The organism is Glycomyces rhizosphaerae (assembly GCF_042647865.1).
Classification (GTDB): Bacteria; Actinomycetota; Actinomycetes; order Mycobacteriales; family Micromonosporaceae; genus Glycomyces; species Glycomyces rhizosphaerae.
This window is the reverse complement of record NZ_JBHRWO010000021.1, coordinates 336,240-361,829: the sequence shown is the minus strand read 5'-3', so window position 1 is coordinate 361,829 and position 25,590 is coordinate 336,240. Positions and strand designations below refer to the sequence as shown.

26 protein-coding genes are annotated in these 25,590 nt (G+C 70.1%); 14 read left to right on the top strand and 12 right to left on the bottom strand.

All coding sequences use genetic code 11. From position 1 onward, the window contains the following. The first annotated feature begins 18 nt into the window (after positions 1-18). Together ACFO8M_RS21970 and ACFO8M_RS21965 are read left to right on the top strand one after the other, a co-directional pair. A complete protein-coding gene (locus ACFO8M_RS21970) occupies positions 19-582 on the top strand; it encodes an MFS transporter (protein ID WP_387979601.1) in 564 nt (187 codons plus the stop codon). A 32-nt stretch (positions 583-614) separates the two neighbouring features. Continuing rightward, the gene (locus ACFO8M_RS21965) at positions 615-1,181 is read left to right on the top strand and encodes a hypothetical protein (protein ID WP_387979599.1); all 567 of its coding nucleotides are present in this window, start codon (positions 615-617) and stop codon (positions 1,179-1,181) included. Here the strand turns inward: ACFO8M_RS21965 and ACFO8M_RS21960 are convergent. Then, the gene (locus ACFO8M_RS21960; protein ID WP_387979597.1) at positions 1,138-2,160 is read right to left on the bottom strand and encodes an LLM class flavin-dependent oxidoreductase; all 1,023 of its coding nucleotides are present in this window, start codon (positions 2,158-2,160) and stop codon (positions 1,138-1,140) included. The genes ACFO8M_RS21965 and ACFO8M_RS21960 overlap by 44 nt on opposite strands. A gap of 22 nt (positions 2,161-2,182) precedes the next feature. Next, complete coding sequence (locus ACFO8M_RS21955) at positions 2,183-3,544, bottom strand: class II 3-deoxy-7-phosphoheptulonate synthase (RefSeq protein WP_387980776.1); 1,362 nt, start codon at positions 3,542-3,544, stop codon at positions 2,183-2,185. A 179-nt stretch (positions 3,545-3,723) separates the two neighbouring features. Between ACFO8M_RS21955 and ACFO8M_RS21950 the strand changes: the two genes are divergently transcribed. Then, positions 3,724-4,347, top strand: coding sequence for a cyclodeaminase/cyclohydrolase family protein (locus ACFO8M_RS21950; RefSeq protein ID WP_387979595.1), 624 nt, complete (start codon positions 3,724-3,726; stop codon positions 4,345-4,347). Beyond that, the gene (locus tag ACFO8M_RS21945; protein ID WP_387979593.1) at positions 4,344-5,207 is read left to right on the top strand and encodes a bifunctional 5,10-methylenetetrahydrofolate dehydrogenase/5,10-methenyltetrahydrofolate cyclohydrolase; all 864 of its coding nucleotides are present in this window, start codon (positions 4,344-4,346) and stop codon (positions 5,205-5,207) included. The genes ACFO8M_RS21950 and ACFO8M_RS21945 overlap by 4 nt, the downstream gene beginning before the upstream one ends. A gap of 264 nt (positions 5,208-5,471) precedes the next feature. On the opposite strand, the gene ACFO8M_RS21940 is transcribed toward ACFO8M_RS21945, so the two are convergent. Next, on the bottom strand, positions 5,472-6,224 hold the full coding sequence (locus ACFO8M_RS21940) for a hypothetical protein (protein WP_387979591.1): 753 nt from the start codon (positions 6,222-6,224) through the stop codon (positions 5,472-5,474). Positions 6,225-6,446: 222 nt separating this feature from the next. On the opposite strand from ACFO8M_RS21940, the gene ACFO8M_RS21935 reads away from it, so the two are divergent. Both ACFO8M_RS21935 and ACFO8M_RS21930 read left to right on the top strand, forming a co-directional pair. After that, positions 6,447-6,836, top strand: a complete 390-nt coding sequence (locus ACFO8M_RS21935; protein WP_387979589.1) for a hypothetical protein — start codon at positions 6,447-6,449, stop codon at positions 6,834-6,836. Positions 6,837-6,953: 117 nt separating this feature from the next. Further along, entirely contained in the window at positions 6,954-7,259 is a 306-nt protein-coding gene (locus tag ACFO8M_RS21930; RefSeq protein ID WP_387979587.1) for a hypothetical protein, read from the top strand. Here the strand turns inward: ACFO8M_RS21930 and ACFO8M_RS21925 are convergent. Beyond that, positions 7,226-8,251, bottom strand: a complete 1,026-nt coding sequence (locus ACFO8M_RS21925; RefSeq protein WP_387979585.1) for a 6-phosphofructokinase — start codon at positions 8,249-8,251, stop codon at positions 7,226-7,228. The two genes, ACFO8M_RS21930 and ACFO8M_RS21925, sit on opposite strands and share 34 nt — an antisense overlap. Before the next feature lie 110 nt (positions 8,252-8,361). Then, positions 8,362-8,916, bottom strand: coding sequence for a polyadenylate-specific 3'-exoribonuclease AS (locus ACFO8M_RS21920; RefSeq protein ID WP_387979584.1), 555 nt, complete (start codon positions 8,914-8,916; stop codon positions 8,362-8,364). Between the two features lie 328 nt (positions 8,917-9,244). Here ACFO8M_RS21920 and ACFO8M_RS21915 point away from each other — a divergent pair, with 328 nt between their 5' ends. Further along, entirely contained in the window at positions 9,245-9,934 is a 690-nt protein-coding gene (locus ACFO8M_RS21915) for a Crp/Fnr family transcriptional regulator (RefSeq protein WP_387979582.1), read from the top strand. Positions 9,935-9,984: 50 nt separating this feature from the next. On the opposite strand, the gene ACFO8M_RS21910 is transcribed toward ACFO8M_RS21915, so the two are convergent. Next, positions 9,985-10,662, bottom strand: coding sequence for a lysophospholipid acyltransferase family protein (locus tag ACFO8M_RS21910; protein WP_387979580.1), 678 nt, complete (start codon positions 10,660-10,662; stop codon positions 9,985-9,987). A 223-nt stretch (positions 10,663-10,885) separates the two neighbouring features. Between ACFO8M_RS21910 and ACFO8M_RS21905 the strand changes: the two genes are divergently transcribed. Both ACFO8M_RS21905 and ACFO8M_RS21900 read left to right on the top strand, forming a co-directional pair. After that, positions 10,886-11,680 (top strand): alpha/beta hydrolase, encoded by a 795-nt coding sequence (locus ACFO8M_RS21905; RefSeq protein WP_387979578.1) that lies wholly within the window; start codon positions 10,886-10,888, stop codon positions 11,678-11,680. Further along, positions 11,673-12,188 (top strand): hypothetical protein, encoded by a 516-nt coding sequence (locus ACFO8M_RS21900; protein ID WP_387979576.1) that lies wholly within the window; start codon positions 11,673-11,675, stop codon positions 12,186-12,188. The genes ACFO8M_RS21905 and ACFO8M_RS21900 overlap by 8 nt, the downstream gene beginning before the upstream one ends. Before the next feature lie 257 nt (positions 12,189-12,445). Here the strand turns inward: ACFO8M_RS21900 and ACFO8M_RS21895 are convergent, their stop codons facing one another. Then, complete coding sequence (locus ACFO8M_RS21895; RefSeq protein WP_387979574.1) at positions 12,446-13,075, bottom strand: hypothetical protein; 630 nt, start codon at positions 13,073-13,075, stop codon at positions 12,446-12,448. After that, the gene (locus ACFO8M_RS21890; RefSeq protein ID WP_387979572.1) at positions 13,072-14,451 is read right to left on the bottom strand and encodes a flavin-containing monooxygenase; all 1,380 of its coding nucleotides are present in this window, start codon (positions 14,449-14,451) and stop codon (positions 13,072-13,074) included. Before ACFO8M_RS21890 ends, ACFO8M_RS21895 begins: the two co-directional genes overlap by 4 nt. A gap of 127 nt (positions 14,452-14,578) precedes the next feature. Between ACFO8M_RS21890 and ACFO8M_RS21885 the strand changes: the two genes are divergently transcribed. Both ACFO8M_RS21885 and ACFO8M_RS21880 read left to right on the top strand, forming a co-directional pair. Beyond that, a complete protein-coding gene (locus tag ACFO8M_RS21885) occupies positions 14,579-15,700 on the top strand; it encodes a cytochrome P450 (RefSeq protein WP_387979569.1) in 1,122 nt (373 codons plus the stop codon). 72 nt (positions 15,701-15,772) lie between these two features. Next, the gene (locus ACFO8M_RS21880) at positions 15,773-16,309 is read left to right on the top strand and encodes an NUDIX domain-containing protein (protein ID WP_387979567.1); all 537 of its coding nucleotides are present in this window, start codon (positions 15,773-15,775) and stop codon (positions 16,307-16,309) included. A gap of 78 nt (positions 16,310-16,387) precedes the next feature. Here the strand turns inward: ACFO8M_RS21880 and bioD are convergent, their stop codons facing one another. From bioD to bioA, 3 genes are all read right to left on the bottom strand, one after another. Next, positions 16,388-17,050 carry a dethiobiotin synthase gene (bioD, locus tag ACFO8M_RS21875; RefSeq protein WP_387979563.1) on the bottom strand — a complete coding sequence of 221 codons (663 nt, stop codon included), beginning with the start codon at positions 17,048-17,050 and terminating at the stop codon, positions 16,388-16,390. A gap of 386 nt (positions 17,051-17,436) precedes the next feature. Continuing rightward, positions 17,437-18,708 carry an aminotransferase class I/II-fold pyridoxal phosphate-dependent enzyme gene (locus ACFO8M_RS21870; protein WP_387979560.1) on the bottom strand — a complete coding sequence of 424 codons (1,272 nt, stop codon included), beginning with the start codon at positions 18,706-18,708 and terminating at the stop codon, positions 17,437-17,439. Next, positions 18,705-20,027: an adenosylmethionine--8-amino-7-oxononanoate transaminase gene (gene bioA / locus ACFO8M_RS21865; RefSeq protein WP_387979557.1), complete on the bottom strand. Its 1,323-nt coding sequence runs from the start codon at positions 20,025-20,027 to the stop codon at positions 18,705-18,707. Before bioA ends, ACFO8M_RS21870 begins: the two co-directional genes overlap by 4 nt. A gap of 457 nt (positions 20,028-20,484) precedes the next feature. Between bioA and ACFO8M_RS21860 the strand changes: the two genes are divergently transcribed. From ACFO8M_RS21860 to ACFO8M_RS21850, 3 genes are all read left to right on the top strand, one after another. Then, complete coding sequence (locus ACFO8M_RS21860; protein WP_387979554.1) at positions 20,485-21,789, top strand: MFS transporter; 1,305 nt, start codon at positions 20,485-20,487, stop codon at positions 21,787-21,789. A 133-nt stretch (positions 21,790-21,922) separates the two neighbouring features. Beyond that, positions 21,923-23,167, top strand: coding sequence for an ornithine cyclodeaminase (locus ACFO8M_RS21855; protein ID WP_387979552.1), 1,245 nt, complete (start codon positions 21,923-21,925; stop codon positions 23,165-23,167). 183 nt (positions 23,168-23,350) lie between these two features. Continuing rightward, positions 23,351-24,478, top strand: a complete 1,128-nt coding sequence (locus ACFO8M_RS21850) for a hypothetical protein (protein ID WP_387979549.1) — start codon at positions 23,351-23,353, stop codon at positions 24,476-24,478. A 57-nt stretch (positions 24,479-24,535) separates the two neighbouring features. Here the strand turns inward: ACFO8M_RS21850 and ACFO8M_RS21845 are convergent, their stop codons facing one another. Next, positions 24,536-25,495: an ROK family glucokinase gene (locus ACFO8M_RS21845; RefSeq protein ID WP_387979546.1), complete on the bottom strand. Its 960-nt coding sequence runs from the start codon at positions 25,493-25,495 to the stop codon at positions 24,536-24,538. Positions 25,496-25,590 lie beyond the last annotated feature (95 nt).

Sequence of the window (25,590 nt, the reverse complement as noted above, 5' to 3'; positions counted from 1 at the left end):
CTTCATGAACGGACCCCCATGGAACCAACGCCCCCTGCCCCAGACCCCGACCGCGAGCCGGAGACGGCCGCATTCGATCCCGAGTCGCCGATCCTGCTTCGGCCCGTACCCAGTCCCGATTGGCCGAAGGCCATCAGCACCATGCGGGTCCTCACCGGGGTGCAGGTGGTGCTGGTCATGATCTGCGGGAACTGTTCATTCGGATTTCCGCTCCTCGCCGCGATCTCCTGGGCTGCCGAGCGATTCAACTGGAATGAGGATGCCGCCGGGTTCGCGATCCCCTTGGCCTGGGCCGTCGGCTTCGCCGCGATCTTCACCTACGCCTACTTCACCAACCGCTGGGCCGGCCGGGCGGACCGCCGAGCGCGGACCACGATAATCATCGGAACGTCGGTGCTGGTCGGCTTCACCGCTGTGACCATTCCATTCACGACTTGGGCGCCGGGCCTGATAATGATCATCCTCGGCGCCGCCGCACCTTCCCTCATCATCCAGGCGATCGTCCTACGGTGCGTCTACGGCCGGGAGGGCCGCCGCTGGTTCGACAGCGGCGAGGCGGCTCGGATGGACGGGTCTGCTTAGACTGGGTGACCCCGCCTTCGAAGGACCCGCCCATGTACACGCCGCCTGCCACGCCGCTGCCCCCCGACTTCCTGCACCGCAAGCCCGGGACCGTGACCGCCGCGCAGGTCATGCTCTGGCTGCAGTTCTCGTTTCTGATCTGCTGCGGGGCGGGCGGGGGGATGACCGCGTTGTTCTGGTCGTCGGCGCTCGATCTCGAGGACTTCGAGCTCACCCGCGACTTCTCCGAAGGCATCGAGGACCTGGCCGCGGTGGTGACCGTGGTGGTCGCGGCGACCATCGCGGCGGTGATCCTCATCGGGATCCTCGCTGTGAAGATCGGCGCTGGCCGCCGCTGGGCGCAGGTGACCACGATCGTGATCATGCTGCTGGCCTTCGTGTTCGGCTTCATCGGGATCTACACCGGGTTCGAGGCGGGCAGCCAGGCGGGCGCGCCGGCCGACGGGTCGCGCCTGATCTGGACGCTGCTCAGTCTCACGATGCCGCTGGTGACGCTGCTGTGCCTGTTCACGGGCTCGGCGAACCAGTGGTTCCGTCAGAAGGGCCGCGAGCCCCTCAAGTCGATGCAGCCGCCGCTGCCGTTCCAGCCGTACCGCTGAGCAGCGCGCCGAGCGCGGCGATGTTGTCCCCCACCGCTTCCGGGTCCCCGGTGCCTTCGACCATGAGCAGTTGCCTGCGGACGCCGGTCTTCTCGGCGGACGCGGCGAGCCGCTCGGCCACATGGTCGGCGGGCCCGACCGCGTGCCGCTCGATCATCCAGTCCACATAGGCGGCATGGTCGCGGGCACCGCGCCCCGGCTTGAGACTCACGTACTGTCCGACGCCCCTGGTCAGCAGCTCGGTGAGCGAGGTCCGCAGGAGATCGACCGTGGCCGGCCGCTCGGCCACCTGCGCCAGATGCGTCGAGACGTGTTCGGCGGCATCGGGATCGAACCCCGCAGCCTCGGCCTCATGCCGCCAGGCGTTGACGAGCGCCACGTGGTCGTCGTCTTCGGCGTGCATGCCGAGCAGAAGCGGCAGGCCGAGCCGCCCGGCGAGCCGGGCCGTGCCTTCGCCGGTCGCCGCGACCCACAAGGGCCCTCCGGCCCCGGGCGGCATCACGCGCACGGGCAGGACGTCGAAGAACTCCCCGGAGTGGGCGACCTCAGCGTCACCGGAGAGCCAGCGCGTCAGGAGCGCCAGTCCCTCGTCGAATCCGCGTTCGTAGCGGTCGAGGCTGGAGCCGAAGACGTCGAGGTCGATCCAGGGGCCGCCGCGGCCGACGCCGAGGCGGAAGCGCCCGGGGGCGAGGGCGTCCAGGGTGGCGGCCTCCTCCCCCAGCGCGACGGGGTGCCGGTTCGAGAGGACCGCGACGGCGGTGCCGATCTGGATCCGCTCGGTGGCGGCCAGGAGGTGGGCGGCCATCAGCGTCGCGGAGGGGCTGGCGCCGTATTCGATGAAGTGGTGCTCGGCGGTCCACACGCCGTCCAGGCCGGCCGCTTCCGCTTGCCGCGCGTAGGAGACGACTCGGCGGAGCGCCGCCGCCGGCGCGATGCCGGGGAACACTCCGCCGAGGAGGAACAGATCGTGTGCGCTCATGCGCTCACTCTATGGCTTTTCGTTAGTGGCGCAGCATCTCCGCGACGAGGAACGCGAGTTCGAGCGACTGCTGCGTGTTCAGGCGCGGGTCGCAGGCGGTCTCGTAGCGGTCGGAGAGCTGGTCGTCGCGGATCTCCTGGGCGCCGCCGACGCATTCGGTGACGTCCTCGCCGGTGAGCTCGATGTGGATGCCGCCCGGGTGGGTCCCGGTCTGGCGGTGCACCTCGAAGAAGCCGAGGACCTCGTCGACGACCTGGTCGAACGCGCGGGTCTTGTAGCCCGAGGCGGCCTCGTAGGTGTTGCCGTGCATCGGGTCGCACTGCCACACGACCTTGCAGCCGGCGGCCTGGACCTTCTCGACGATCGGGGGCAGGACGGTGCGGACGTTCTTGTGGCCCATGCGGGTGATGATGACGAGCTTCCCGGGGACGTTGTCCGGGTTGAGCTTCTGGCACATCTCGACGACCCCTTCGGGCGTCGCGGTCGGGCCGATCTTGCAGCCGACCGGGTTCGCGACGCGGGAGAGGAAGTCGACGTGGGCGCCGTTCAGCTGACGGGTGCGTTCGCCGTTCCACAGCATGTGGCCGGAGAGGGCGTAGGCCTTGCCGTCGTAGATGCGGGTGAGGGCCCGGTCGTATTCGATCGCGAGCATCTCGTGGGAGGCGAAGACCTCGGCGGTGTGGAGGTTCTCGTCTTCGACGCCGCAGGCGGCCATGAAGCGCACGGCGCGGTCGATCTCGCGGCCGATGGCCTCGTAGCGTTCGCCGGCCGGGGAGTTGCGGACGAAGTCCTTGTTCCAGTCGTGCACGGCCATGAGGTCGGCGAGGCCGCCGCGCAGGTAGGCGCGGAGCATGTTCATGGTGGCGGCGGAGTTCGCGTACGCGCGGATCATCCGCTGCGGGTCGACGACTCGGGCCTCTTCGGTCGCTTCGAGCGAGTTGAACATGTCGCCGCGGTAGACGGGCAGGCCGAGCGAGTCCTTGGCGGCCGAGCGCGGCTTGGAGTACTGGCCGGCGACGCGGCCGACCTTGATGACCGGGAGGGAGGCGCCGTAGGTGAGCACGACCGCCATCTGGAGGAGCGTGCGCATGTTGGCGAGCACGTGGTGCTCGGTGTTGTCGATGAAGGTCTCGGCGCAGTCGCCGCCCTGCATGAGGAAGGCGCGGCCTTCGCAGACCTCGGCGAGGAGTTCGCGGAGGTGGTCGACTTCGTACGGAGCCACGATCGGCGGGACGCCGGCGAGCACCCCGGCGACGTCTTCGACCTCGGCGTAGTCCGGCCACGGGGGAACCTGCTCGCGGGGCAGGTTCCGCCAGGCGTCGAGCTGATAGCGCTCGGCTTCCTCCGCGTCGGCGACGACGGGGACGAGGCCAGGGTTTCGCAGATCATGCCATTGGCGGTTCACGCGATAATCGTACGTGGCGGCGCCTCGAAGGCACCACGATGATTTGCGTGTCTCAATGGGTGAACCCTCACAGTCCCGGTCGGGGCGGCGGCGCCCGATGCGACACACCGGGACGTGCGCAGACATCCCACGTTTGGGGACGCGTCTAGGCTGGCCGGGTGCGTAAGACGACTGTTGAAGACTGGCTGACCGACCTCGCCTCGGAGCTTCCGGCGCCCGGCGGCGGCGCCGCGGCGGGAGTGAGCGCGGCCATGGCCGCCGCCCTGGTGTCGATGGTGTGCAACCTGACCATCGGCAAGCCCAAATTCGCTGAACACGAGGCGGTGATGCGAGAGGCCTTGGCCGACGCCGAGCGGCTGCGGCTGGAGGCGCTCCAGCTGGCGGAGGACGACGCGGAGGCGTTCTCGGGCGTGATCGCGGCCTACAAGCTGCCGAAGTCCTCGGACGAGGAGAAGGCGGCGCGGACCGCGGCGATCCAGGCGGGCCTGGTCGACGCCGCGGCGGTGCCGTTGGCGGTGGCGAAGGTGTCGGCCGAGGTGATCCGGCTGTCCGGGCGGATCCTGGAGGGGTCGAACCCGAACGTGCTCTCGGATGTGGCCGTGGCGGCGTCGGCGGCGAAGTCGGCGCTGGAGTCGGCGGCGCTGAACGTCGACATCAACGTGGTCGCGATCAAGGACCCGGCCGAGCGGGAGCGGCTCGCGAGCACGCTCAACGAGGCGCTTCAGTCGAAGGTGCAGGCTGAGGCGATCATGCAGATCGTGGCGAAGAGGATTCGGGCATGAGTGACATCGACGGGCGCGCGGTCGCCAAGGCGCTGCGCGCGGAAGTCGCCGCCGAAGCGGCGCGGCTGCGCGCGGAAGGCATCGTGCCGACTCTGGCGGTCGTGGTGCCGACGGACGACGAGGGCACGGCCTGGTACGTGCGCTCGATCAGGAAGGCCGCCGAGAAGGAGGGCATCGACTGCAGGGTCGAGCACCTCAAGGCTGCGCCTCCGAACAGCGTCGGCTTGGACGAGATCGTCGCGAAGCTGCAGGAGCTCTCGGCGGATCCGGCCGTCCACGGCGTCATCTGCCAGACGCCGCTGCCGGAGGGCGTGACGCTCTCCCAGGTCGGCGGGTACATCAGCCCGTTCAAGGATGTTGACGGGGCGAACTCGGAGAGCTTGGGGCGCCTCGCCGCGGGCCTGCGGACGTTCGCGCCCGCGACGGCGGCGGCGGTGCTCGAGCTGCTCAAGCGGGAGGATCTGACGCTTGAGGGCGCGAAGGCGGTCGTGGTCGGTCGGTCCACTGTGGTGGGCAAGCCTGCTGCGCTGCTGCTGCTGAACGAGTCGGCGACGGTGACCGTGTGCCACTCGCGCACGAAGGACCTCGCGGCAGTGTGCCGCGAGGCTGACGTGCTGGTCGCGGCCGTGGGCCGCGCGGGCATGATCGGCGCGGACTTCGTGAAGCCGGGCGCGACCGTGATCGACGTGGGCACCAACCCGACCGAGGACGGCGGCCTGGTGGGCGACGTGGACTACGAGGCGGTCGCCCCGATCGCCGGAAGGCTGACCCCGGTGCCGGGCGGCGTGGGCCCGGTGACGACGGCCCTGCTGCTGCGCCACACGGTGGTGGCGGCCGAACTGACGAAGACGCACGGCTGAGCGCAAGCGCCCCTAGAACTCGAGCGAAGGCCGGCCTCCGGACATGGAGGCCGGCCTTCGCCGTGCACGCCGAAAGCACCTCGCACCTCTGGGTTTGGGTCCCCGGTTTTCCAAGGTAGCGGGCGGTACCTGAATGGGAGCTGAATTGTGACCCGTTCGGCCGCACGCCGAAAGCTCGCCACACCTCTGGGTAAGGGCCCTCGGTTTCAAAGCTAGCGGAGGAAACCTGAAGGGAAGCTGAAGCACCCGCCGCCTCGTGCCGTCTCAGACGCGGTCGAGGCAGTCGGCCAGTGCCGGTAGGAAGTCCATGAAGCGGGCACGCTGCTGGTGGGTGTCGGCGCCGGTGCCGTCGCTCTTCCAGGTCACGAGCCAACCGTCCTTCGCGGCCCACGACCAGCGGAACAGGTCCAGACCCGCGATCTCCGCGGTGGCGGCGACCGCCGCTGCGAACGCCGGGTCGTCAGTGTGGAGCCGCCGCGGCACCGGCCGGAAGAACCGGTCGAGGGCGTCCGCAGTGAAGCGTCCGATGCGGCCGCGCTGGCGCGCTTGCGGGCGCGGCAGGTCGGGCAGCGCGACCGTCCGATAGCGCACCCGGTTCGGATGCCAGGTCCCGGCCATCGACGAGTCACCGTCGAGGAGGCGGTGCTGCACCACGTCAGGTCCGTTGCGCCGCAGTCGAACGGCGTTGCACCGCAGCTGGTAGATCGAGCCCGCCGCGGTCGCGTCCAGCGCGTTGAACCCGAAGCACGGCCGGTCGCCCCAGTCCCCCTGCGTCCATCCACGCACGCGCGCAACCGGGAGTCCCAGGCGCCCAAGGGAAGCCAGGACCTCCGCGGCCTCGCCGCCGAGGTCTTCGGGATGAAGCTCAGCGCGGAACGCGAGCCGGTATTTGCGAGCGAACTGCTGCCAGCCCGCGAGCGCGACGCGCGCCTCGCGCTCGGCCGCGGGATCGAGCCCGCCGTCGGGCTCGAGTAGAGCACCCGCCCAGTCGATGCCGCTCTGGCCGACCTGACCCACCACAGGTTCCTCCCACCGTCGATTCACGAGCACTGTATGGCGGCGCGGCAAGGCCGGCCTCCCCCAATTCGTGCCGCGATCCGGCCCGCCGCGGCCCGCCGCCCCGCCCCTGCCCGGCACTGGCGCCGTGGCCTCGGGAAACAACTCCAAGTGGCGGATACCCGACAGACATGCACGATTACTGGACGTAACGTTAAGGCTTCCACGCAGAGGAGGTTGCGTATGACACGTCGACTCGCATTCGTGGCGACCGTCGCCGCCATGATCGTCTCGGTCTCGAGCCCGGCCATGGCATTCCAGCACGACAGGGTCCAGAACCCGGTGGTGCACTGGGCACTCGACATCGCGATCCTCGCCATAGTGGTGGCTCCGATCTGGACAGCGCTGCTGTGGGGCAAGGGCCGCAGCACGTGGTTGCTGGTGGGGCTGATCGGCCTCGTCCAGTTGCCGGTCGCGATCCTGGGCTTCTCACCGACCGCCTCGGCACTGTTCGCCGGCAGCGGGCTGTTCCTCGGCCTGGCGATCACGACAGCCGCGATCGTCTACACCCGCCGCCTGGCGCGTCAGGAGCTGGCGCGGGCCCGAGAAGAACTTCCGGGCGAGACCGCCTGAGCCGAGCTCGAATCCGCGGAGTCGGCTGCCTTCGAGCAGCAGCCGGATTTCGGGGCAGCCGCGGAAGGGCCCGTCGAATCCACCGGTCGCGGGGTTGCGGTAGGCGTGCCATGAGCAGTGCGCCTCGCCGACCCAGCCCCAGGCCCGGTGCGTCTCTTCCCCGCCGAAGCGGTACACGCCGACGCTGAGCAGGCGGGGGCCGACCGGGCGGCGGTAGAAGTCGGCGTCGAGGCCCGGGACCGGGATCGCATCGAAGTCGATGTCCGGCAAGGTTTTGTGATACGTGAAATCGGCGAGATGCGGGATCTCGCCGATTTCCTCTTGATAAGCCAAGGGCACGCCCGGTCTAACGACCGGGCGTGCCCTTGGTTGCGCGATTCGGACAGTCGTTACACGCCGAAGAAGACCTCGGCGTCGGCGTAGCGCTCGACCGGAACGGTCTTGAGCACGTCGGTGCCTTCGTGGATCGGGATGCGGACGACATTGGTGCCCTGGATCGCCATCATCTTGCCGAAGTCGCCTTCCTGGACGGCCGCGGCGGCCTCCAGGCCCAGGCGGGTGGCGAGCACGCGGTCGAACGCGGTCGGGGTGCCGCCGCGCTGCAGGTGGCCGAGGATGATCGCGCGCGTCTCGATGTCGGCGCGCTCCTTGATCTCCTTGGCGACCCAGTCGCCGACGCCGCCGAGCTTGACGTGGCCGAACGCGTCGACCTCGCCGTCCTTGAGGACCATGCCCTCCTGGGCGTGCGCGCCCTCGGAGACGGCGACGATGGTGGCCTTGCCGGCCTCCTTGCGCTCCGCGACGAAGTTCGCGACCTTCTCGATGTCGAAGGCGACCTCGGGGATGAGGGTCACGTTCGCGCCGCCGGCGATGCCCGCGTGGAGCGTCATCCAGCCGGCGTGGCGGCCCATGATCTCCACGACGATGCAGCGGTCGTGCGAGTCGGCGGTCGTCCACAGGCGGTCGATCGCCTCGGTCGCGATGTTCACCGCGGTGTCGAAACCGAAGGTGTAGTCGGTGCCCGAGAGGTCGTTGTCGATGGTCTTCGGCACGCCGACGCAGTTGACGCCGTCGGCCGTCAGCTTCGTCGCGACGCCCAGGGTGTCCTCGCCGCCGATCGCGATGAGCGCGTCGACGCCCAGCGCGGCCATGTTCTTCTTGATGGCCTCGACGCCGCCCTCGATCTTGTAAGGGTTGGTGCGCGAGGAGTGGAGGATCGTGCCGCCCTGGTCGAGGATGTTCTCGACCGAGTCCCAGTCCAGGGGCTGGGTGATGCCCTCGATCGGGCCCCTCCAGCCGTAGCGGAAGCCCACGAACTCGTGGCCGTATTCCTTGGTGCCCTTACGGACCGCGGCACGGATGACCGCGTTGAGACCGGGGCAGTCACCGCCGCCGGTGAGCACGCCAATGCGCATGTGATTACTCCCTGGAGTGAGGACTCTGTTAACTGGGCGGCCTCATTGCCGAAACACCGCCCACCCTATATCGGGGTCGGACCGCGGCTACCAGGGGTTCCGGGACGTGTCTAGCGGTGGGAATCGACCGGTCCGTACGCGGAGCGCTCACGGCGGGCCGATTCGAGGGCCTTCCAGCGCTCGAGGTTGAGCTTCGCGTCGGTGAGGGCGTCGTGCATGTCCGCGTCGGGGGTCGTCGGCAGTTCCGGCTTGCCGAGGTCCTCCCAGCGCTGGCGCAGGTCCTTGGTCATGCGCGGCAGCGCCCGCGGCAGGTCGGGCATCGTGCCCCACAGCTGCGCGAGGACGACGTGGTCGTACGCGCCGATCCAGGCCCAGAGCTCGACACGCTCCCCCGGGTGCGTGCCGGTCTTCCTGCGCACCGGCGACACCAGGAACTCGTACAGCTCGTCGCGGATCGTGGCGCGGTCCTTCCACAGCGGGCTGGCCGGCGCCGGGAGTTTGTCGAGGACGTTGCGGCGCACCCAGTCGATGGCCCGGGACGGGTCGAACTCGGTCGACACGGCGTAGTACTCGCGCCCTTGCTCATCGACGACCGCGATCGAGACCAGTTCGATCGTGCGACCGTCCTCGATGAACTCGCAATCGTAGAAGTATCGGTACGCCACGCATCGGCCTTTCGTATGATCACGGGCGGTCTTTTCGACCGTTCTTGGACCCCACCCGTATGTCGCCGGACTGGAGTCGACGCTACGCCATACGATCATGCAGCCAGAATCTGACCTCGCGGTCCGCACGCGGGCGCCGCGATACCGGACAATCGACGCGAAAGCACGTAGACTTGATCGTACATTCGACCGAGTGACAAGTGCGCCGTCTGGACACACGGCCCAACGGAGCGTGAAGTTTCCGACACTGGGCTCTGTACAACGACGGAAAAGACAGCGATCATCGGAGGGAACCCGCGGACCCGGGACCCACCGAAGGGGGAGAACTATGGGTGTCAGCCCATCTGAAGACCCGCTTGCAGGCGTCGCCATGTTCGCCGGCCTCGACCCGCAGGCACGGCGGCAGATCGCGGGGGTGGCGGTACAACGCCACTACCGGCGTGGGCACCTCCTGTTCTTCGAAGGCGAGCCGGGCGAATCGCTCATCATGATCCGGTCGGGGGCGGTGAGCGTCTTCCGGACCGCGGCGACCGGCGAGCGCGCGATGCTCCATGTCGCCCGTGCGCCCGAAGTGCTCGGTGAGGTCTCCCTCCTGGACGGATCGCCCCGGTCGGCCAGCGCGGAGGCGCTCGAGGACACGTCGGCGCTGGCGCTGGCGCGGTCGTCGTTCCTCGAACTGGTGCATGGGAACCCCAAGATGCTCGACGCGGTGCTGCGTTCGATGGGCATGATCGTGCGCCGGTTGACGGAGCAGTCCTCCGACCACGTGTTCCTGGATCTGCCGGGACGGGTGGCGAAGACGCTGGTGCGGCTCGCGGAGCAGCACGCTTCGCCGATGACGACGATCGAGTTGAACCAGACACAGCTGGCGGAGATGGCCGGCGGTTCGCGTCAAAGCGTCAACCAGGCGATCGGGATCTTCGCGAACCGCGGCTGGCTGCGCACCGAGGGCCGCAAGATCGTCGTGGTGGACCTGCCGGCGCTCCGACGGAGGGCCGGCTTCGGGGGACCCGAATAGATGGCGGAGTGGGGGACCCGAATAGATGGCGGAGTGGGGGACCCGAGTGGTTACTGCTTTCCCTGGTCCTTGAACTTCGCGGCGTACTCGTCGACGTAGTCCTGCCCGGACAGGGCGCGGAGGGCGTCCATGACCTCGTCGGTGACGGCGCGTTCGATGAAGCGGTCGCCCACGAGGTCCCGGTAGCGGTTGAAGTCGAGCGCGGGCCCGAACTTGATGCGGACGCGACCCATGCGGGGGATGCGCCTGCCGATCGGCTGCAGCTCACCGGTGTTGAGCATGGCGACGGGGACGACCACGGCCCCGGTCTGGAGCGCGAGGCGGGCGACGCCGGTCTTGCCGCGGTAGAGGCGGCCGTCCGGGGAGCGCGTGCCCTCGGGGTAGATCCCGAAGAGGCGCCCTTCGGACAGGACGCGCTTGCCGGTGTCGAGCGAGGCGCTGGCGGCGTCGCCGCCGGCCCGGTCGACGGGGATGGCGCCGACGGCGCGCATGAATAGGCGCACGAACCGGCCTTTGAAGCCCGTGCCGGTGAAGTACTCGTTCTTCGCGATGAACGTGACCCGGCGCTTGACGACCAGGGGCATGAAGAAGGAGTCGGTGACGGCGAGGTGGTTGGAGGCCAGGATCGCAGGGCCGTCTTCGGGCACGTGTTCGAGCCCTTCGACCTGCGGACGCCACACGGCCCACAGCAGCGTGCCCAACGTCGCCTTCAACACCCAGTAGATCACGGACTCAAGCGTATCGGTACCGGTCAATCCCCAGCGCGTGGAACGCTCGCGGCTGCTCGAACCTGCGCGGTGGGGCCCAACAGCGGTGGCAGCGGTCGGCCGCCGCGTGCGAGAATGGGCACGCAGCGCGAAACGGGACCGTCCGGGCGGCGGCGGAGCTTGCGAGCCGTCAACGAGCCCATGCGGTTCCCGTGCCCCTTCATTCAGCTAGCCGGGAGGCGACGTGACGAACGATTCCGAGGAGTTCACGTTCGACCTCGGTCCCGATGCCAAGGCGACCATGCTGCTGTGCCACGGGTTCACCTCGGATCCGGCGAGCATGCGGCCGTGGGGCGAGCATCTGCGGGACGCGGGGTTCAACGTGGTCTCCCCGCTGCTGCCGGGCCACGGCGAGACGTGGCAGGTGCTGGCGAAGGCGACGTGGCAGCAGTGGTACGCCAGGCTCGAAGAGGCCTTGGACGCGGCGCTGGCGCTGGGTCGGCCGGTGTTCGCGGGCGGCCTGTCGATGGGCGGTTCGCTGTCGCTGCGGCTGGCGGAGCAGCGCGGCGGGGATCTGGCGGGCTTGGTGCTGGTGAACCCGGCGATCTTCGACGACAAGCCGCACGGTTTTCTGGCCCCGGCGCTGCGGTATGTGATGCCGAGCGTGTCGTCGATCGGCTCGGACGTGAACAAGCCCGACGTGCGGGAGAAGACGACGTCGCGCACGCCGGTTGCGGCGTATGCGTCGCTGCGGCAGTTGTGGAAGGTGACGCGGCCGGAGCTGGCGCGGATCACGGTGCCGCTGCGGATCTTCACGAGCGCCGAGGACCATGTGGTGAGCCCGCGCAACAGTGCGGTCATCCGGGCGGGTGTGCGTTCCAAGGACGTCGAGGCGACGGTGCTGCCGCGCAGTTTCCATGTGGCGACGCTCGACTACGACGCCGAGACGATCTTCTCCGGGAGCGTCGAGTTCATGAACCGGCAGTTGGCCCGGGCGCGGAGCGGCCCGCAAGCGCAGACCCGAGGTGTCCATGACTGACCGCAGTGAGCAGGAGGGCAACGGCGAGCCCGACAGCAGCGAGCAGGACGACGGGAAGCACGAACCCGAAGAGCTGCGCCCTGAGGACGTCGACCGTCGCTTCAACGAGCTCGTCAAGGGTCTGGGCGCGCCCGATCCCGGGATCGTGAAGGGGCCGGGCGAGGAGTACCCGTCGGAGCCCGTGCCGCCGCCGGTGGCGTCGTCGACGACGGATGACGAGCCGACGCTCTTGGAGTTGTGGGACGCGGAGCTGCCGGACGACGAGGAGGACGACTACGAGCCTCCGGAACCGCCGCCGGTGCCGTGGCCGAGCCTGCCCGCCGTCGCCGGGGTGCTGCTCATCATCGGCGGTCTCGCGCTGCTGGTGAATCCGAGCATCGCGCCGCTGGGGACGAGCCCCGGCCGGCTGGTCGGGTTCGTGGGGTTCCTGCTCGGCGTGTGGCTGCTCATCAGCCGCCTGCGCCCGGACAAGGAACCGGACGACACCGACGACGGCGCGGTGGTCTGACCGCAAGGCCCGACCCGAACGGGTGAACCGCCGGGGCGGTACGCCCAGCCGGATGCGGCTTCAGCTTGGCTTCAGGTTCCCCGCGCTAGCTTCGAAACCGGGGGTCCTTCCCATCGCCGACACGGACACTCGGCGTGCGCCGGAACGGTTCCCGCTTCCTGTCGCCTTCAGCTCGGCTTCAGGTTCGCCCCGCTACCGTGGAAAACCGGGGAACCGAACCCAGCCCGCAGCAGGGCTTTCGGCGTGCGCCGCGGCGATCACTTCTGGCCGTCGAGCCAGGACAGGATCGCGTCGAGCAGGCCTTCGGCGGTGCCGCCCTTGAACACGTCGTCGGGTGCGCCCGCGAACGTCAGCGGCGTGACGCCGTACGCCTCCGAGACCGCCTGGACCTCCTTCGACTGCGTCTCGGACTCGCTCACCACCAGCAGGACCGGCGGGCCGCCGACCGGCTTCGGAGACTGCTTCGGGAACCGCTGCGGCGACACGAGCACCAGGCCCGCCGCCGGGTAGCGCCCGGCGGCCAGGGCGGCCCAGGCCGCGCCCTCGCCGTGTCCGATGAGGACCGCTTGGCGGGGCACGGTGACCGCGGCCTGCACGACGTCGTGGGCGCGGGCCTCGGGGCCGCCGTCGGCGGCGGGCGTGCCGCCCTGGCCGCGGACGCTCACGGCCGCGGCGTACCGCCCGGAGGTGGCGATCCGCTTGAGCCACAGGGCGTTGAAGGCGGCGGCGCCGGCCGGGTCGCCGGTGCAGCACAGCACCGGGTTGGTCTCGGGGTTGTCCTTGATCTCGATGTCGAAGAGGTCGGCGGGCTCGAAGACGGCGATCTCGCGTCGGACCGGGACCGGCTCGGGGGTGCGGGCGCGCCGGACCCAGGCGGTGAGGCTCATTTGGCGGGCTCCTGTTCGAGGGTGTCGATGATGCGGCCCAGGCTGGCCAGGTACTCCTCGGCGTCCACGGCGAGCCGGTGGCGCGGCGAGGACCCGTCGGGGCGGGCCGTGTCCTGCTCGGCTTCGCTGCGCACCTGGCTCTTGAAGTTCGTGGCGCGTTCGGGGTCCTCCTTGCGCACCTGCAGCCAGTGGGAGATCGCGTGGGTCTGCCAGTGGACGATCGGCAGGACGCCGACACCGGGTTCGACGAGTCCGGCGACGGCGAGGGTCTCCATCATCGGGGAGAACATGCGCGCGAACAGGTTCGGGTGCGGCGCCTCGTCGGTGCCGCCGAGCAGGTGCGGGGAGACGCAGGTGATCTTCGGGTGGTAGCCGGTGGCGAGGACGACCAGGTCGGGTCGCATTTCGGTGCCGTCGGCGAACGCGACGTCGTAGCCGTCGAAGCGGGCGACCTCGCCGCGGCGCCGGATCGATCCGTCGCCGACGTGCTCGAGGTAGCGGCCGTTGCGGACGGGTTCCTCTTCGCCAGGGCGGTGGCCGGGCGTCTCGATGCCCATGCGCTCGGCGAGTCGCTTGGGGCCCTTGAGGATCCGGTCGGCGAGGAAGCGGCGAAGGAACTTCGGGCGGGAGCCGAGGCGGGCGAGCGCGTAGTCGGCGGGTTCGCCGCCGAGGTACTTGGGCAGGTGCCAGGTGCCGCGGCGCACGGAGTGGACGCAGCTGGCGGCGTTCACGGCGGCTTCGCAGGCGATGTCGACGCCGGAGTTGCCGCCGCCGATGACCAGTACGTGCTTGCCGCGCAGGCGCGAAGGGTCTTTGAGCTGCGAGGAGTGCAGGACGGTGCCGCGGTACTCCTCTAGGCCGGGGTAGGTCGGCAGGTTGGGCGCCCAGTGGTGGCCGGTGGCGATGATGACCGCGCCGTAGCGCAGGCGCCGGGCGGCGTTCCCCGCGGCGGGCTTGACGACGACTTCGAAGCGGGAGCCCTCGACCGGTTCGAGGTGGGAGATCTCGGAGCCGTACCAGATGTGCTCGGAGAGGCCGAAGTGCTTGGCGTACGCGGTCAGGTAGTCGAGCATCTGGGCCGCGGACGGGTAGTCGGGCCAGTCGTCGGGCATCGGGAAGTCGGGGATCTCGGTCTGGGACCGGGAGGTGACGAGGTGGGTGTTGGGGTAGAGGGGGCTGTGCTGGTTCTGGGGGTTCCACAGGCCGCCGAGAACGGTGTCCCGCTCGTAGCAGTCCACTTCGAAGCCGTTCTCGCGGAGGTTCTTGACGGCGATGAGGCCGGACGCTCCGGCGCCGATCACGCAGACGGCCTCGCCGCGGTCGTAGGCGGCTTGGGAGGAGTACTCCTGCAAGGGACGGTCTCCTTCGGTGGGCATTCAGTCAGGTGCCGGACGGCTCTCCGCGATGCGACCGCCAGGGACGGTTGCGGTGCGGGGCGCCGAAAGACTGAGAGCAGATTACCGTGAACGGGACTCGTACTTTCGGGGGAGGTAGGCTGCGCGCGTGCTCTTCGAGCTGTGGAAACATCCCCGACCCACTGCCGCGGTATTCCGCCGCGACGGGCAGGTCGTGGTGTCTTCGCACCGTCTCGCCAAACAGGTGCTGGCCGATCGGGAGCGGTTTTCGGCGGCGAACGCGCTCGACGCGGTCACTCCGATCCCGGCGGCCTCGCTGCGGGAGTTGACGCGGCACCGGTTCCGGCTGCCCGCTACGTTGGCGAACAACGACACCGAGTCACATGAGCGGTTTCGGGCGGGTTTCGGGGAGGTCTTCGCGCCCGCGAAGGTGGAGGCGCTGCGCCCTTGGCTCCACGGCCTCTCCCGCCGTGCCGCGGCCGGGGTCGCATGGCGGCTGCGTGCGGGCGAGACGGTCGACGTGGACGCGGCGGTGTCGTCCGAGATTCCGCTGGCGGCGCTCGCGCGGCTGCTGGAACTGGACGTCGATGCCACCGGCGAGGTCAAGCGGTTCAGCCGGGCGGCCCTCGAACTCTTCTGGGGCGACCCGAGCGCCGAACGCCAGCGCGAACTGGCGGCGGTCGTGGGCCCGTTCCACACGCTGCTGCGCGGCTGGGCGCGCGAATCGACCGGTGCGACAAGGGAACTCCTGGACTCCTACGGAGAAGACGCCGCGACCGCGGCGCTGTTCTTCCTGCTCGTGGCGGGCCAGGAGACGACTTCGCAGTTCTTGACGCTGCTGCTGCACCGGTTGGTCGAGGAGCCGGACCTGCTCGCTTCGGAACCGGCCGCGATCGTGGAGGAGGGCCTGCGGCTGCTGCCGCCGATCACGTCGTGGCGGCGGGTCGCGAAGCGGGACACCGATATCGGCGGCTTCGAGGTGCGGGCGGGCGAGTCGGTCCTGGTGTGGCTGGCGGCCGCGGGCGTCGATGAGGACGTGGCCGAATGCCCCATGAAGATGGTCCCGGGCCAGCGGGGTTCGCGGCGGCACTTGGCGTTCGGCGCGGGTGCGCACCGGTGTCTGGGGAGTCAGTTGTCGCGCATGGAGGCCGAGGTGGTCGTGGCCGAGCTGGCGCCGCTGCTCCCCCGGTGCGAGGTCGTGCAGGCGCCGGTGAGCGAGCCGAACCTGTCGTTCCGGATGCCGAGTCCGCTGCTGGTGGCGCTGCGCTGACAGGCCGGGTCGCGTTGTGGACGCGGTCGAAACCCGATTGCCGCCGTTGGCTTTCCTTGCGAGGCTGGCGGGATGCGCGAATTCCTGGACTTCCGTCAACGTGCCGCCGCCTATGTCCTGCGGTGGCTGCCTGAGCGCCCCGAGATCGAGGTCCTGGTGATCCTCCACCGCGACGCCCCTGAAGCGGGCGTGCAGATCCCCGGGGGCGGGGCGCTTGTGCACGAGACGATCGGTGAGGCCGCCGTGCGCGAAGCGCGCGAGGAGACCGGCGTCGAGGAGCCGGCCTTCGGAGAGGCCCTGGGGAACTTGCTCTTTCGCGGCCCGATGTACGAGTACGGTCACCAGGTGACGAGTTACTGCTGGCTGCGGACCGCGGACACGCGGGACGTCTGGGACCACACGGTGGTCAGCCATGACGAGGACGATGGCCTGCGGATGCGCTGCGAGTTCCGTCCGGTCGGGGCAGCGGACATCGGCTTCGGCATGGACCGCTTCCTGCCGATGGCCGCCGCTCGCTTTACCGCCGCGCTTCCGGTTGCGGCCGGGCCGGAGGCTCCTGCGGAGACCGCGATGCGGGCGCCGGGGGTAGGGGCGCCCGCATCGCGGTGATTCGGCGCCTATTGGGCCGATTCGCAGCCAATGTATTGGAGTGTGTCCACTGCGGTGGGCGGGCGTGGGGGCCGGTGTTCAGAAGCGGCGAAGGTCCTCGTCGAGGTCGAACCATTCTTCGGCGCTGAGGCGGAAGACCTCGGGCGGGAGGTCAGCGGCACCGGCGGGGATCCAGCCGATGCGCTGGCCCGGCAGGTCTTTGAGGTTCTCGTACTCGGCAAGGCCCGGTTCGATCGGCCACGCTCCGATGAGGACGGCGGCGTCGATGCCACGGCGTTCCAGGGCTTCGAGGGTCAGGGCGGTGTGGTTGAGGGTGCCGAGCCCGGCCCGGGCGACCACGACCGCCGGGCAGCCGAGTTCCACGGCGAGGTCGCGGGCGGTCCAGCCGCCTTCGCCGAGCTGGACGAGCAGGCCGCCGGCGCCTTCGAGCAGGACCACCTCGGACTTCGCTTCGAGGATCGTCTCGGCGACCTTGTGGAGATTGAGCAGCGGCAGGCCGCTGCGGCGCGCGGCGGTGAAGGGCGCCAAGGGATCGGGGTAGAAGGCAAGGGTGCGGGCCGGTGCGCCGGAGAGGCGGGTGACCTCGGCGGCGTCGTCATCGTCGCCGGTCTGGGCGAGCTTGACGACCTCGACGCTACGGCCCTGCCGCATCAGGTAGGCGGCGAGCGCGGCGGTGGCGACGGTCTTGCCGACCCCGGTGTCGGTGCCGGTCACCAGGACCGGTCCTTCGAAGGCGATCACGGGTTCAACCTAACTGCCGCAGCAGCGGCGCTTCGGGCCGCGGCCGGTTGACCGCGCGTGCGTGACGAGGACCAACTATGTGACATGTGATATGGCACAACGCTGCAGGCGCGAGGCGCGAGGCGCGAGGCGCGAGGCGCGAGGCGCGAGGCGCGAGGCGCGAGGCGCGAGGCGCGAGGCGCGAGGCGCGAGGCGCGAGGCGCGAGGCGCGAGGCGCGAGGCGCGAGGCGCGAGGCGCGAGGCGCGGCAACCGGATTGTCGGCACCCCTGGCCATCATTGAGTCGGGGGGTTCTGCGAACCGACACACCCGACCTCGGGCGCGGCCTCGCGCCGGCGATGTCGGACCCGCCGGGCACCCTTGTGATCGGGGGCGTCCGATGGCGACTCACCCGACCTCGGGGGCCGGTCGCGTCGCTTCGATGACGTCGAGCGCCCGCTCGAAGTCGGCCGCCGGGACGCCGGTGTTCACGGTGATCCGCAGCCGCGACCGGTGGTCCGGTGTCGACGGCGGGCGGAAGCAGCCGACCGCGATGCCTTCGGCCGCACAGCGTTCGGCCCAGGCCGCGGCGGCGCGGGCGTCGCCCGCCGGCGGCGAGAGCACTCCGGCAGCCGGGATCGGGGCGTCGAGCAGCTTCGCGGCGCGGGCGGCGCGGCGGACGAGTTCGGTTCGGGCGCTGTCGGATTCGCGCGCGATCGCGAGGGCGGCGCCCGCCCCGGCGATGACCGCGGGCGGCGGCGCGGTGTCGTAGATGAAGGTGCGACCGGTGTCGTGCAGGTGGCGGCGCAGCACGGCCGGACCGGCGATCACACCGCCCGCCGCACCGAGGGCCTTCGAGAGCGTCGCGGTGAGGACGATGCCGGGATCGCCCGCGAGACCGGCGGCGGCGACGCCGCCCGCGCCTTGCGGGCCGATCGTGCCGATGGCGTGGGCCTCGTCGACGAGGAGCAGCGCGCCGTGGGCGCTCGTGAGAGCGTGGAGTTCGCGGAGCGGGGCCGCGTCGCCCAGGACCGAGTAGACCGACTCGACGGCGACGAGCGCGGGCCGCAGCGTCCGGAGCCGGTGTTCGAGGTCCTCGAGGTCGTTGTGCGCGAATGTGTCCGAACGGCCTCCCGAGAGGCGGGCCGCGTCGTGCAGGGACGCGTGGGCGTGGGCGTCGAGCAGGACCGGTCCGGCCAGCGCGGCCACCGCGCCGAGGTTGGCGAGGTAGCCCGAGGAGTACAGGACCGCGGTCTCGGTGCCGGTGTGGCGGGCGAAGTCCGCTTCGAAGGCCTCGTGGAGGCCGGTGGTGCCGCGCACGAGGCGCGAGCCGCCGGCGCCGAGCCCGTGCTCGGCGAGCGCGGCAGCGGCGGCGGTCAGGACGCCGGGGTGGCGGGAGAGCCCGAGGTAGTCGTTCCCGGCCAGGTCGATCGCGGTGGAACGGGGTCGGGCGGTGCGGGTGAGTCCGGCCTTGGCGCGGAGGTCCGCTTTGCGCGCCAACCGGTTCCAGATGGCGGCGGCATCGGGATCCGACACGGTGCGGCCGGAGTCGGACACCGCATCGCCGGCGAGGCCTGGCTCCGGCGCTTCGCCATCGGGCGCACGCTTCGCCGTGGCGGCCGCCTCCGTTTCAGCGTCGCGGGACCGGCGGATCGGTTGCGCGCCTTGCCCTGTGCTCATGCGGTGACCTCGTCGACCGCCTCGGCGAGGGCGTTCACGAGGAGGTCGGTCTCGTCGTCGCCGAGGGTCAGCGGGGGCATCAGCACGACCGTGTCGCCCAGCGGTCGCAGCCACACGCCGCGCTCGCGCGCGGCCTGGCAGACCGCGAAGCCCGTGCGGTCGCCGCGCGGCGCCACCTCGACGCCGATCATCGTGCCGAGCTGGCGGATCTCGACGACGCCTTCCTTGGCGCCCACCGGTTCCAGGAGCTTCGCGAGCCGTTCGCCCAGGCGGGCGGCCTGGCCGATCACGTCCTGCTCCCCCATCACCCGCAGGTTCGCCAGTGCGGCGGCGCAGCACAGTGGGTTCGCGGTGTAGGTGTGGCCGTGGAAGAACGTGCGCGGCGTCGTGTCGCCGGGCCGGGTCAGGAAGGCCTCGTAGACGTGCTCGGCGGCGAGCACGGCCGACAGCGGCAGGTACCCGCCGGTGATGCCTTTCCCGCAGGTGAGGAGGTCGGGGACGACGCCGGCGTGCTCGGCGGCCCACATCTTCCCGGTGCGGCCGAAGCCGGTCGCGACCTCGTCGAAGATGAGGAGCGCGCCGTAGGCGTCGGCGAGTTCGCGGGCGGCGCGCAGGAACGAGGCGTTGTAGTCGAGCATGCCCGCCGCGCCCTGGATCATCGGTTCGACGATGATCGCGCAGACCTGTTCGCCCGCACGGCGCATCACCGATCCCAGCTCGGCGATGGCGATCGCGTTGCGGTCCTCGCCGAGGGCCCGGTCGCCTGGCGAGCTGACGCCGATCGTCTCCAGCAGCAGCGGCTTGTACGCCTGGTGGAACAGGTCGTGGCCGCCGACGGCGACTGCGCCGAGGGTGTCGCCGTGGTAGGCGTGGTTCAGGCGCACGAACGTGGGTCGGGATTGGCCGGTCTGGGTCGAGTACTGGTAGGCGATCTTGAGGGCGGCCTCGACCGCGGAGGAGCCGTCCCCGGCGTAGAAGACCTTCGTCAGCTTGGGTCCGTCGCCCTTGGGCGCCAAGGCGATGAGCGCTTCGGAGAGTTCGATGCCCGGGGTGTGGGTGGTGCCGAGGAACGTGGAGTGGTCGAGCTTGGCGAGCTGCGCGGCGATGGCGGCGTTGATGTCGGGGTGGCCGTGCCCGAGCGTGGTGGTCCACAGTGAGGAGACGCCGTCGAGGAGGCGGCGGCCGTCGACGTCGATGAGCCAGGGGCCTTCGGCGCGGTCCACGACGACGGGCCGGTCTTCGGTCCAGGCGGCGTGCTGAGTGAAGGGGTGCCACACGGCGGAGGCGTCGCGGGCGATCCATTCGGCGCTGGCGGTCATCGCTCGACTCCTTAGACGGTTCCTACAAGGCGTATTGGAGGATACCGTCAGCGCCGGTTGATCTGACAAGGGCGCGCGGTCGTCCCGAGACCGGCCGTACCCCTCGGCTTCACCGTTATACGACCGAGGCCGCCGCAGTGTTCTTGATACGTGAGGCGTACTTTTGTGCGATCGCAACGGACCCACCGGCTCCGTCCTGGTTTTTACACTTTGAACACAGTGGGACGCTTGACAACCACTAACGCCACGGGCAGACTGGTGACACTTGCGGCAATCGCGGAGGATTGTCACTTACCGCCCTTCCGGTATCGCATCCTCGGCAAACCCCCTGCGCCGATGCGGCCACGCCCGTGCTCGACGTCGGCGGCGCCCTACCCGACCCCGCGGTGGTCACCTGCAACGATGCCGGTCGGCACCCAAGGCGGACGCTCGCGGAGCCGAGAACGAGGAAGGCCCTGTGTCGAACCAGAACCCCCCACCGGCTCCCGCCGAGCCCGCCGACGACGCGACTGAGGCCGACCGCAAGCCGAACTTCTCGGAGGTCTTCGGCAACAAGGAGGCCGCCGGCTTCCTCCTCGCGTTCTGCATCTCGAACGCCGGCGCGATGCTCAACCGCGTGGCGGTCACGTTCCTCGTCTTGAACAGCACCGGGTCCGAGGCGCTCGCCGCCGCCTCCTTCGCCATCAGCTTCGCGCCTTACCTGGGTCTGGCCCAAGTTCTCGGCGCCATTGTGGACCGATACGCCTACCGCAGCGTCATGATCGTGTGCGACCTGCTGCGCGCCTGCCTCATCGCGCTGCTGCTCATCCCGGACCTGCCGGTGTGGGCGATGATCGCGGTGGTCTTCGCCGTGGCCGCCGTCCAGCCCGCGTACAACGCCGCCCGCGTCGCCACCCTCGCCCAGATCCTCACCGGCGACCGCCTCTCGGTCGCGATCGCGCTCACCTTCAGCGCCGCCGCCGTCGCGCAGATCATCGGCTACCTGGCCGGGGGCCTGCTCTCGGCGCTCGACCCGCACACGGCCCTCGCGATCAACGCGGCCCTGTTCGCGTTCAGCGCCGTCGCGATCACCGGCCTGGTGCGGCACCGGCCCTCGGTGAACAAGCGCGACGAGCGCCGCCACGTGCTCACCGAGACCGGCGACGGCATCAGGATGCTGCGCGACAACAAGGTCCTGCGCACCGTGTCCTTCGGGATCTGGGGCCTGTTCGCGCTCTCCGCCGTCCCCGAAGGCGTCGCGGTCCTGTGGTCGGCGCACCTGGGCGGCGACTCCAAGACGCAGGGCATGATCATGGCCGTCGACGCCGCCGCCGCGGTCGTCGCGACCCTGCTCTTCACGCGTTTCGTACGGCCTTCGGTGCGCGACAGGCTCATCCGGCCGCTCGCGTTCATCGGCCCCGTGGTGCTGACGGCCGCGCTGCTCGACCCGCCGCTCGCCGGCGTCCTGCTCATCGCCGTCGGCGCGGGCGTCGCCAACATGATCATGGCGCCCATGAACGCGACCCTCGCGCAGTGCATCCCCGACGGCTGGCGCGGCCGCGTGGTCTCCGCCGTCAACTCCGGGCTGCAGCTGTGCCAGGGCGCCGCCATCGCCGGGGTCGGCCTGGTCGTCCAGTTCGGGGTGCCCGTGCCGTATGTGGTGGGCGCCTGGGGACTCGTCGGCTTCCTCATCCAGTTCCTGGTGACCCGCAACTGGCCCAGCACCGCGGAGATCGACGCGGCCAAGGCGGCCGCCGCCCCGCCGCCCGTCGCCACCACCTGACCACTCGTCCCCCGCACGGCGGAGTCCGCCACTGCGCTCCGGTCCCGAGAGCTAGGCTCGTCTCGGCGTCGCCGGACCGCAGCGCGGGCCGACGGGACGCCACCGAGGCCGGGAAGCAACAGGAGCACCAAACGTGGAACACGCAAAGACCGTCGAGCTGCGCGGACACCTCATCGACCAGGGCGTCTTCGCCCGCGTCATGGACGACGTCCTCGAATACTCGGGGGCCTACACGATCGACCGCTTCGACGTGGGACGCCACCACACCGACGAGTCCTACGTCCAGCTCACCGTCTCCGCCGAGACCCCCGAGCTGCTCGAACGCATCGTCATGCGCCTCCAGACCCACGGCGCCAACCCGCAGGACCCCGGCGTCGCCACCCTCAAACCGGCCCCGCGCGACGGCGTCTTCCCCGAGGACTTCTACTCCACCACCAACTTCGACACCCAGATCCGCCTCAACGGCGCCTGGATGGACGTCCAGAACTCCGAGATGGACTGCGGCATCATCGTCAGCGAGGACCGCGCCTCCGCCTGGACCCTCCCGGTGTCCGACGTCAAGGCGGGCGAGCTGGTCGTCTGCGGCGGCGAGGGCGTCAAGGTCCTCCCGCTGCCCGAGCCCGAGCGCAAGAGCCCCGAGTCCTCGAACTTCGAGTTCATGAGCGGCGGCGTCTCCTCCGAACGGCCCCAAGCGCTCCAGGTCCGCCAGATCGCCGAGCGCATGCGCGAGGTCAAGGCCCGCGGCGAGAAGATCCTGTGGGTCGGCGGGCCCGCCATCGTCCACACCGGGGCCGGGCAGGCCCTGGAGGCGCTCATCAACGAGGGCTACGCGGACGTCATCTTCGCCGGGAACGCCCTCGCCGCGCACGACATCGAGTCGAACCTGTTCGGCACCTCGCTCGGCGTCGACCTCGACAAGGGCCACGGCGTGCCCCACGGCCACGAGCACCACATCCGCGCCATCAACAAGATCCGCACCTGCGGGTCCATCGCCGAGGCCGTCGAACAGGGCGTCCTCAAGGGCGGCATCATGCACGCGATGGTCAAGAACAAGAAGGACTTCGTGCTCGTCGGGTCCGTGCGCGACGACGGCCCGCTGCCCGACGTGTACACCGACGTCATCGAGGGCCAGCGCGCCATGCGCGCCGCGCTCCCGGGCGTGGGCTTCGCGATCATGGTCGCGACCATGCTGCACTCGATCGCGACCGGCAACATCCTGCCCGCGAAGGTCCCGCTGGTGAGCGTGGACATCAACCCCGCCACGGTCACCAAGCTCGCCGACCGGGGCTCGGCCCAGGCGATCGGCGTCATCACCGACATCGGCCTGTTCTGCGAGCAGCTCGCCGGTGAGCTCGTGGTGGGTTACAAGCGCGAGTAGCAGAGTGATCGCGAAGGGCGGCCTGGTTCCCGGCCGCCCTTCGCCGTGTCGTCCGGAAATGGCCTGATTCGGGCGGGGGTAGCGCTTTCCAAATCGGCATCCGCCCGCTATGATCCCATTAAATCGATTCATGTCGATGTATTAATTGAATCGTTTCACCGGCACCACTTTCTAGGAGCAGCAATGTCCCTCTCCCCCAAGCGAAGACTCCGCGTCCTCGTCGCGACCGCCGCCGCCGTCATCGCGGGCGCCGCAGGCGCCGTCGCCCTCCCCGTCCTCGACGGCGCCGCCGTCGCCCAGACCGCCTGCGGCGCCAACTCGCCCCACGCCACGGTCACCGGCTCCAGCGGCGCCTACGTCACCAAGGAGGGCTCGACCACGGTCTACTCCGGCAGCGACTACCGCGCCGCCGTCCAGGCCGGGGTCGACACCATCTCCAGCGGCCAGCGCGTCGCCGTCATGGCCTCGGGCAACATCGGCGCGAACACCATCACGATCCAGAGCGGCAAGACCTTCGAGGGCTGCGGCATGATCACCGTGGGCAACCGCTCCGGGCGCGGCGCGATCGAGGCGATCAACACCACCGACGTCAACATCGCCTTCCTGAAGATGAGCGGCAACCCGTACTTCGGCCTCCGGTTCTCCGGCACCAACGGCCTGAAGCTCGGCGACATCGACCTCACCCTCAGCGGCGGCCTGGGCATCCGCTTCGACCGCGACGCGGCGTGGAACTACAACGTGACGATGAACGACGTCTACGTGTCGGGCGCCGGCAGCCATGCCGTGGAGACCTGGAACATCGACGGTTTCAACATCACCAAGGTGACCGCGCGGAACGTCGGCGAGTCGGGCCTGCTGATCCAGAACTCGAGGAACGGCTGGGTCGGCACCGTCGACGGCAACAACGTCGGCGCCGGCACCGGCTATGCGACGTTCCGGATGGCCAACACCAACGGCAAGACCGCGAGCGGCGGCTACGCCACCAACATCTGGGTCGACAACGTGATCTCCCGAGGCGGCGGGCGCGGGATCTTCTGCGTCTCGCAGTCCGGCGGCGTGGTCATCAAGAACGTGGACCTGGCGAGCAACGGGAACAACTCGGTCCTGATCGAGAACTGCTACAACGTGTCGATCAGGGGCGGGACCGTCAACGGCGGCGGCGAGGTGCGCCTCGCGGCCCGCACGGAGTTCGCCAACAACAAGGACATCTGGATGATCATGACCGTGAACAACACGTCGGTGCGGGAGTCGCCCTGCGGCGAGAACACCAACTGGACGATCAGCGGCAACGCGTCCGTGAACGTGTGCTGACAGGGGCATGGCGAAGGGCCGGAGTCGTCACTCCGGCCCTTCGTGCGTTCGGTGTCTCTAGGGGACGACCTCGCGGTGGCGGGCGAGGTCGGACGCGCCGATGACGCCGGCCTTGGAGCCGAGCTCGGCGGCGCGGACCTCGGCGACGGGCACCTTGGCCCGGTTGCCCAGGGCCTCCTGGTAGTGCCTGCGGATCGGGTCGAGGAGCAGGTCGCCCGCGTCCACGACGCCGCCGGCGATGAGGATGACGCCGGGGTCGATGAGGTTGACCATGTCCGCGGCGGAGTTGCCGAGGTAGTAGCCGATGAAGTCGAAAGCGCCCAAGGCGACCTCGTCGCCCTGGCGGGCGGCCTCGGTGACCTGGCGTCCGGTGATGGACTCGGGGTCGCCGCCGGCGAGCTTGAGGAGGATCGCGGCCTTCGCGGGGTGCTCGGCGGCGCCTTCCTGGGCGGCGCGGGTCAGGGCACGGCCGGAGGCGTACTGCTCCAGGCAGCCGTGGCGTCCGCAGCCGCACTGGCGGCCGTCGGGCATCACGGAGCGGGTGTGGCCGATCTCGGCAGCGACGCCGTTGGTGCCGCGCAGGAGGTTGTCCTTGACGACGATGCCGCCGCCGACGCCGGTGCCGATCGTGTAGAGCACGGAGGAGCGGTGGCGCTTGGCGGCGCCGTACTTGTGCTCGCCCCAGATGGCGACGTTGGCGTCGTTCTCGACGACGACGGGGAGGTCGATGGCCGCGGCGACCTTGTCGCGCAGCGGCTCGTTCTGCCAGGAGAGGTTGGGGGCCAGCATGACCGTGGAGCGGTCGGAGGAGATCCAGCCCGCCGCGCCGATGCCGACGGCCTCGATCTCGCGGCCTTCGCGCAGCTCTTCGACGACTTCTTTGACCGCCTGGATGACGCCGGGCGTGTCCTCCGCTGGGGTGGGGCGCCGGGTCGTGGCGAGGACGTTGCCGTTCTCGTCGACGACGCCGCCGCCGACTTTGGTGCCCCCAATGTCGACACCGATAGTCAGACTCACTGCTGTACCCTCCAGCGGTTCACGGTTTGAGGCGTTGGATGCCGCGCGACGCTGCGGGCCTCCGAGGACTTTACAGCGCGATGACCTGGAGATGA

Coding starts and splice junctions, on each gene's coding strand:
- ACFO8M_RS21970 (WP_387979601.1), top strand. CDS start 19: ATGGAACCAACGCCCCCTGCCCCAGACCCCGACCGCGAGCCGGAGACG.
- ACFO8M_RS21965 (WP_387979599.1), top strand. CDS start 615: ATGTACACGCCGCCTGCCACGCCGCTGCCCCCCGACTTCCTGCACCGC.
- ACFO8M_RS21960 (WP_387979597.1), bottom strand. CDS start 2,160: ATGAGCGCACACGATCTGTTCCTCCTCGGCGGAGTGTTCCCCGGCATC.
- ACFO8M_RS21945 (WP_387979593.1), top strand. CDS start 4,344: ATGAGTGACATCGACGGGCGCGCGGTCGCCAAGGCGCTGCGCGCGGAA.
- ACFO8M_RS21935 (WP_387979589.1), top strand. CDS start 6,447: ATGACACGTCGACTCGCATTCGTGGCGACCGTCGCCGCCATGATCGTC.
- ACFO8M_RS21925 (WP_387979585.1), bottom strand. CDS start 8,251: ATGCGCATTGGCGTGCTCACCGGCGGCGGTGACTGCCCCGGTCTCAAC.
- ACFO8M_RS21915 (WP_387979582.1), top strand. CDS start 9,245: ATGGGTGTCAGCCCATCTGAAGACCCGCTTGCAGGCGTCGCCATGTTC.
- ACFO8M_RS21900 (WP_387979576.1), top strand. CDS start 11,673: ATGACTGACCGCAGTGAGCAGGAGGGCAACGGCGAGCCCGACAGCAGC.
- ACFO8M_RS21895 (WP_387979574.1), bottom strand. CDS start 13,075: ATGAGCCTCACCGCCTGGGTCCGGCGCGCCCGCACCCCCGAGCCGGTC.
- ACFO8M_RS21890 (WP_387979572.1), bottom strand. CDS start 14,451: ATGCCCACCGAAGGAGACCGTCCCTTGCAGGAGTACTCCTCCCAAGCC.
- ACFO8M_RS21880 (WP_387979567.1), top strand. CDS start 15,773: ATGCGCGAATTCCTGGACTTCCGTCAACGTGCCGCCGCCTATGTCCTG.
- ACFO8M_RS21870 (WP_387979560.1), bottom strand. CDS start 18,708: ATGAGCACAGGGCAAGGCGCGCAACCGATCCGCCGGTCCCGCGACGCT.
- bioA (WP_387979557.1), bottom strand. CDS start 20,027: ATGACCGCCAGCGCCGAATGGATCGCCCGCGACGCCTCCGCCGTGTGG.
- ACFO8M_RS21850 (WP_387979549.1), top strand. CDS start 23,351: ATGTCCCTCTCCCCCAAGCGAAGACTCCGCGTCCTCGTCGCGACCGCC.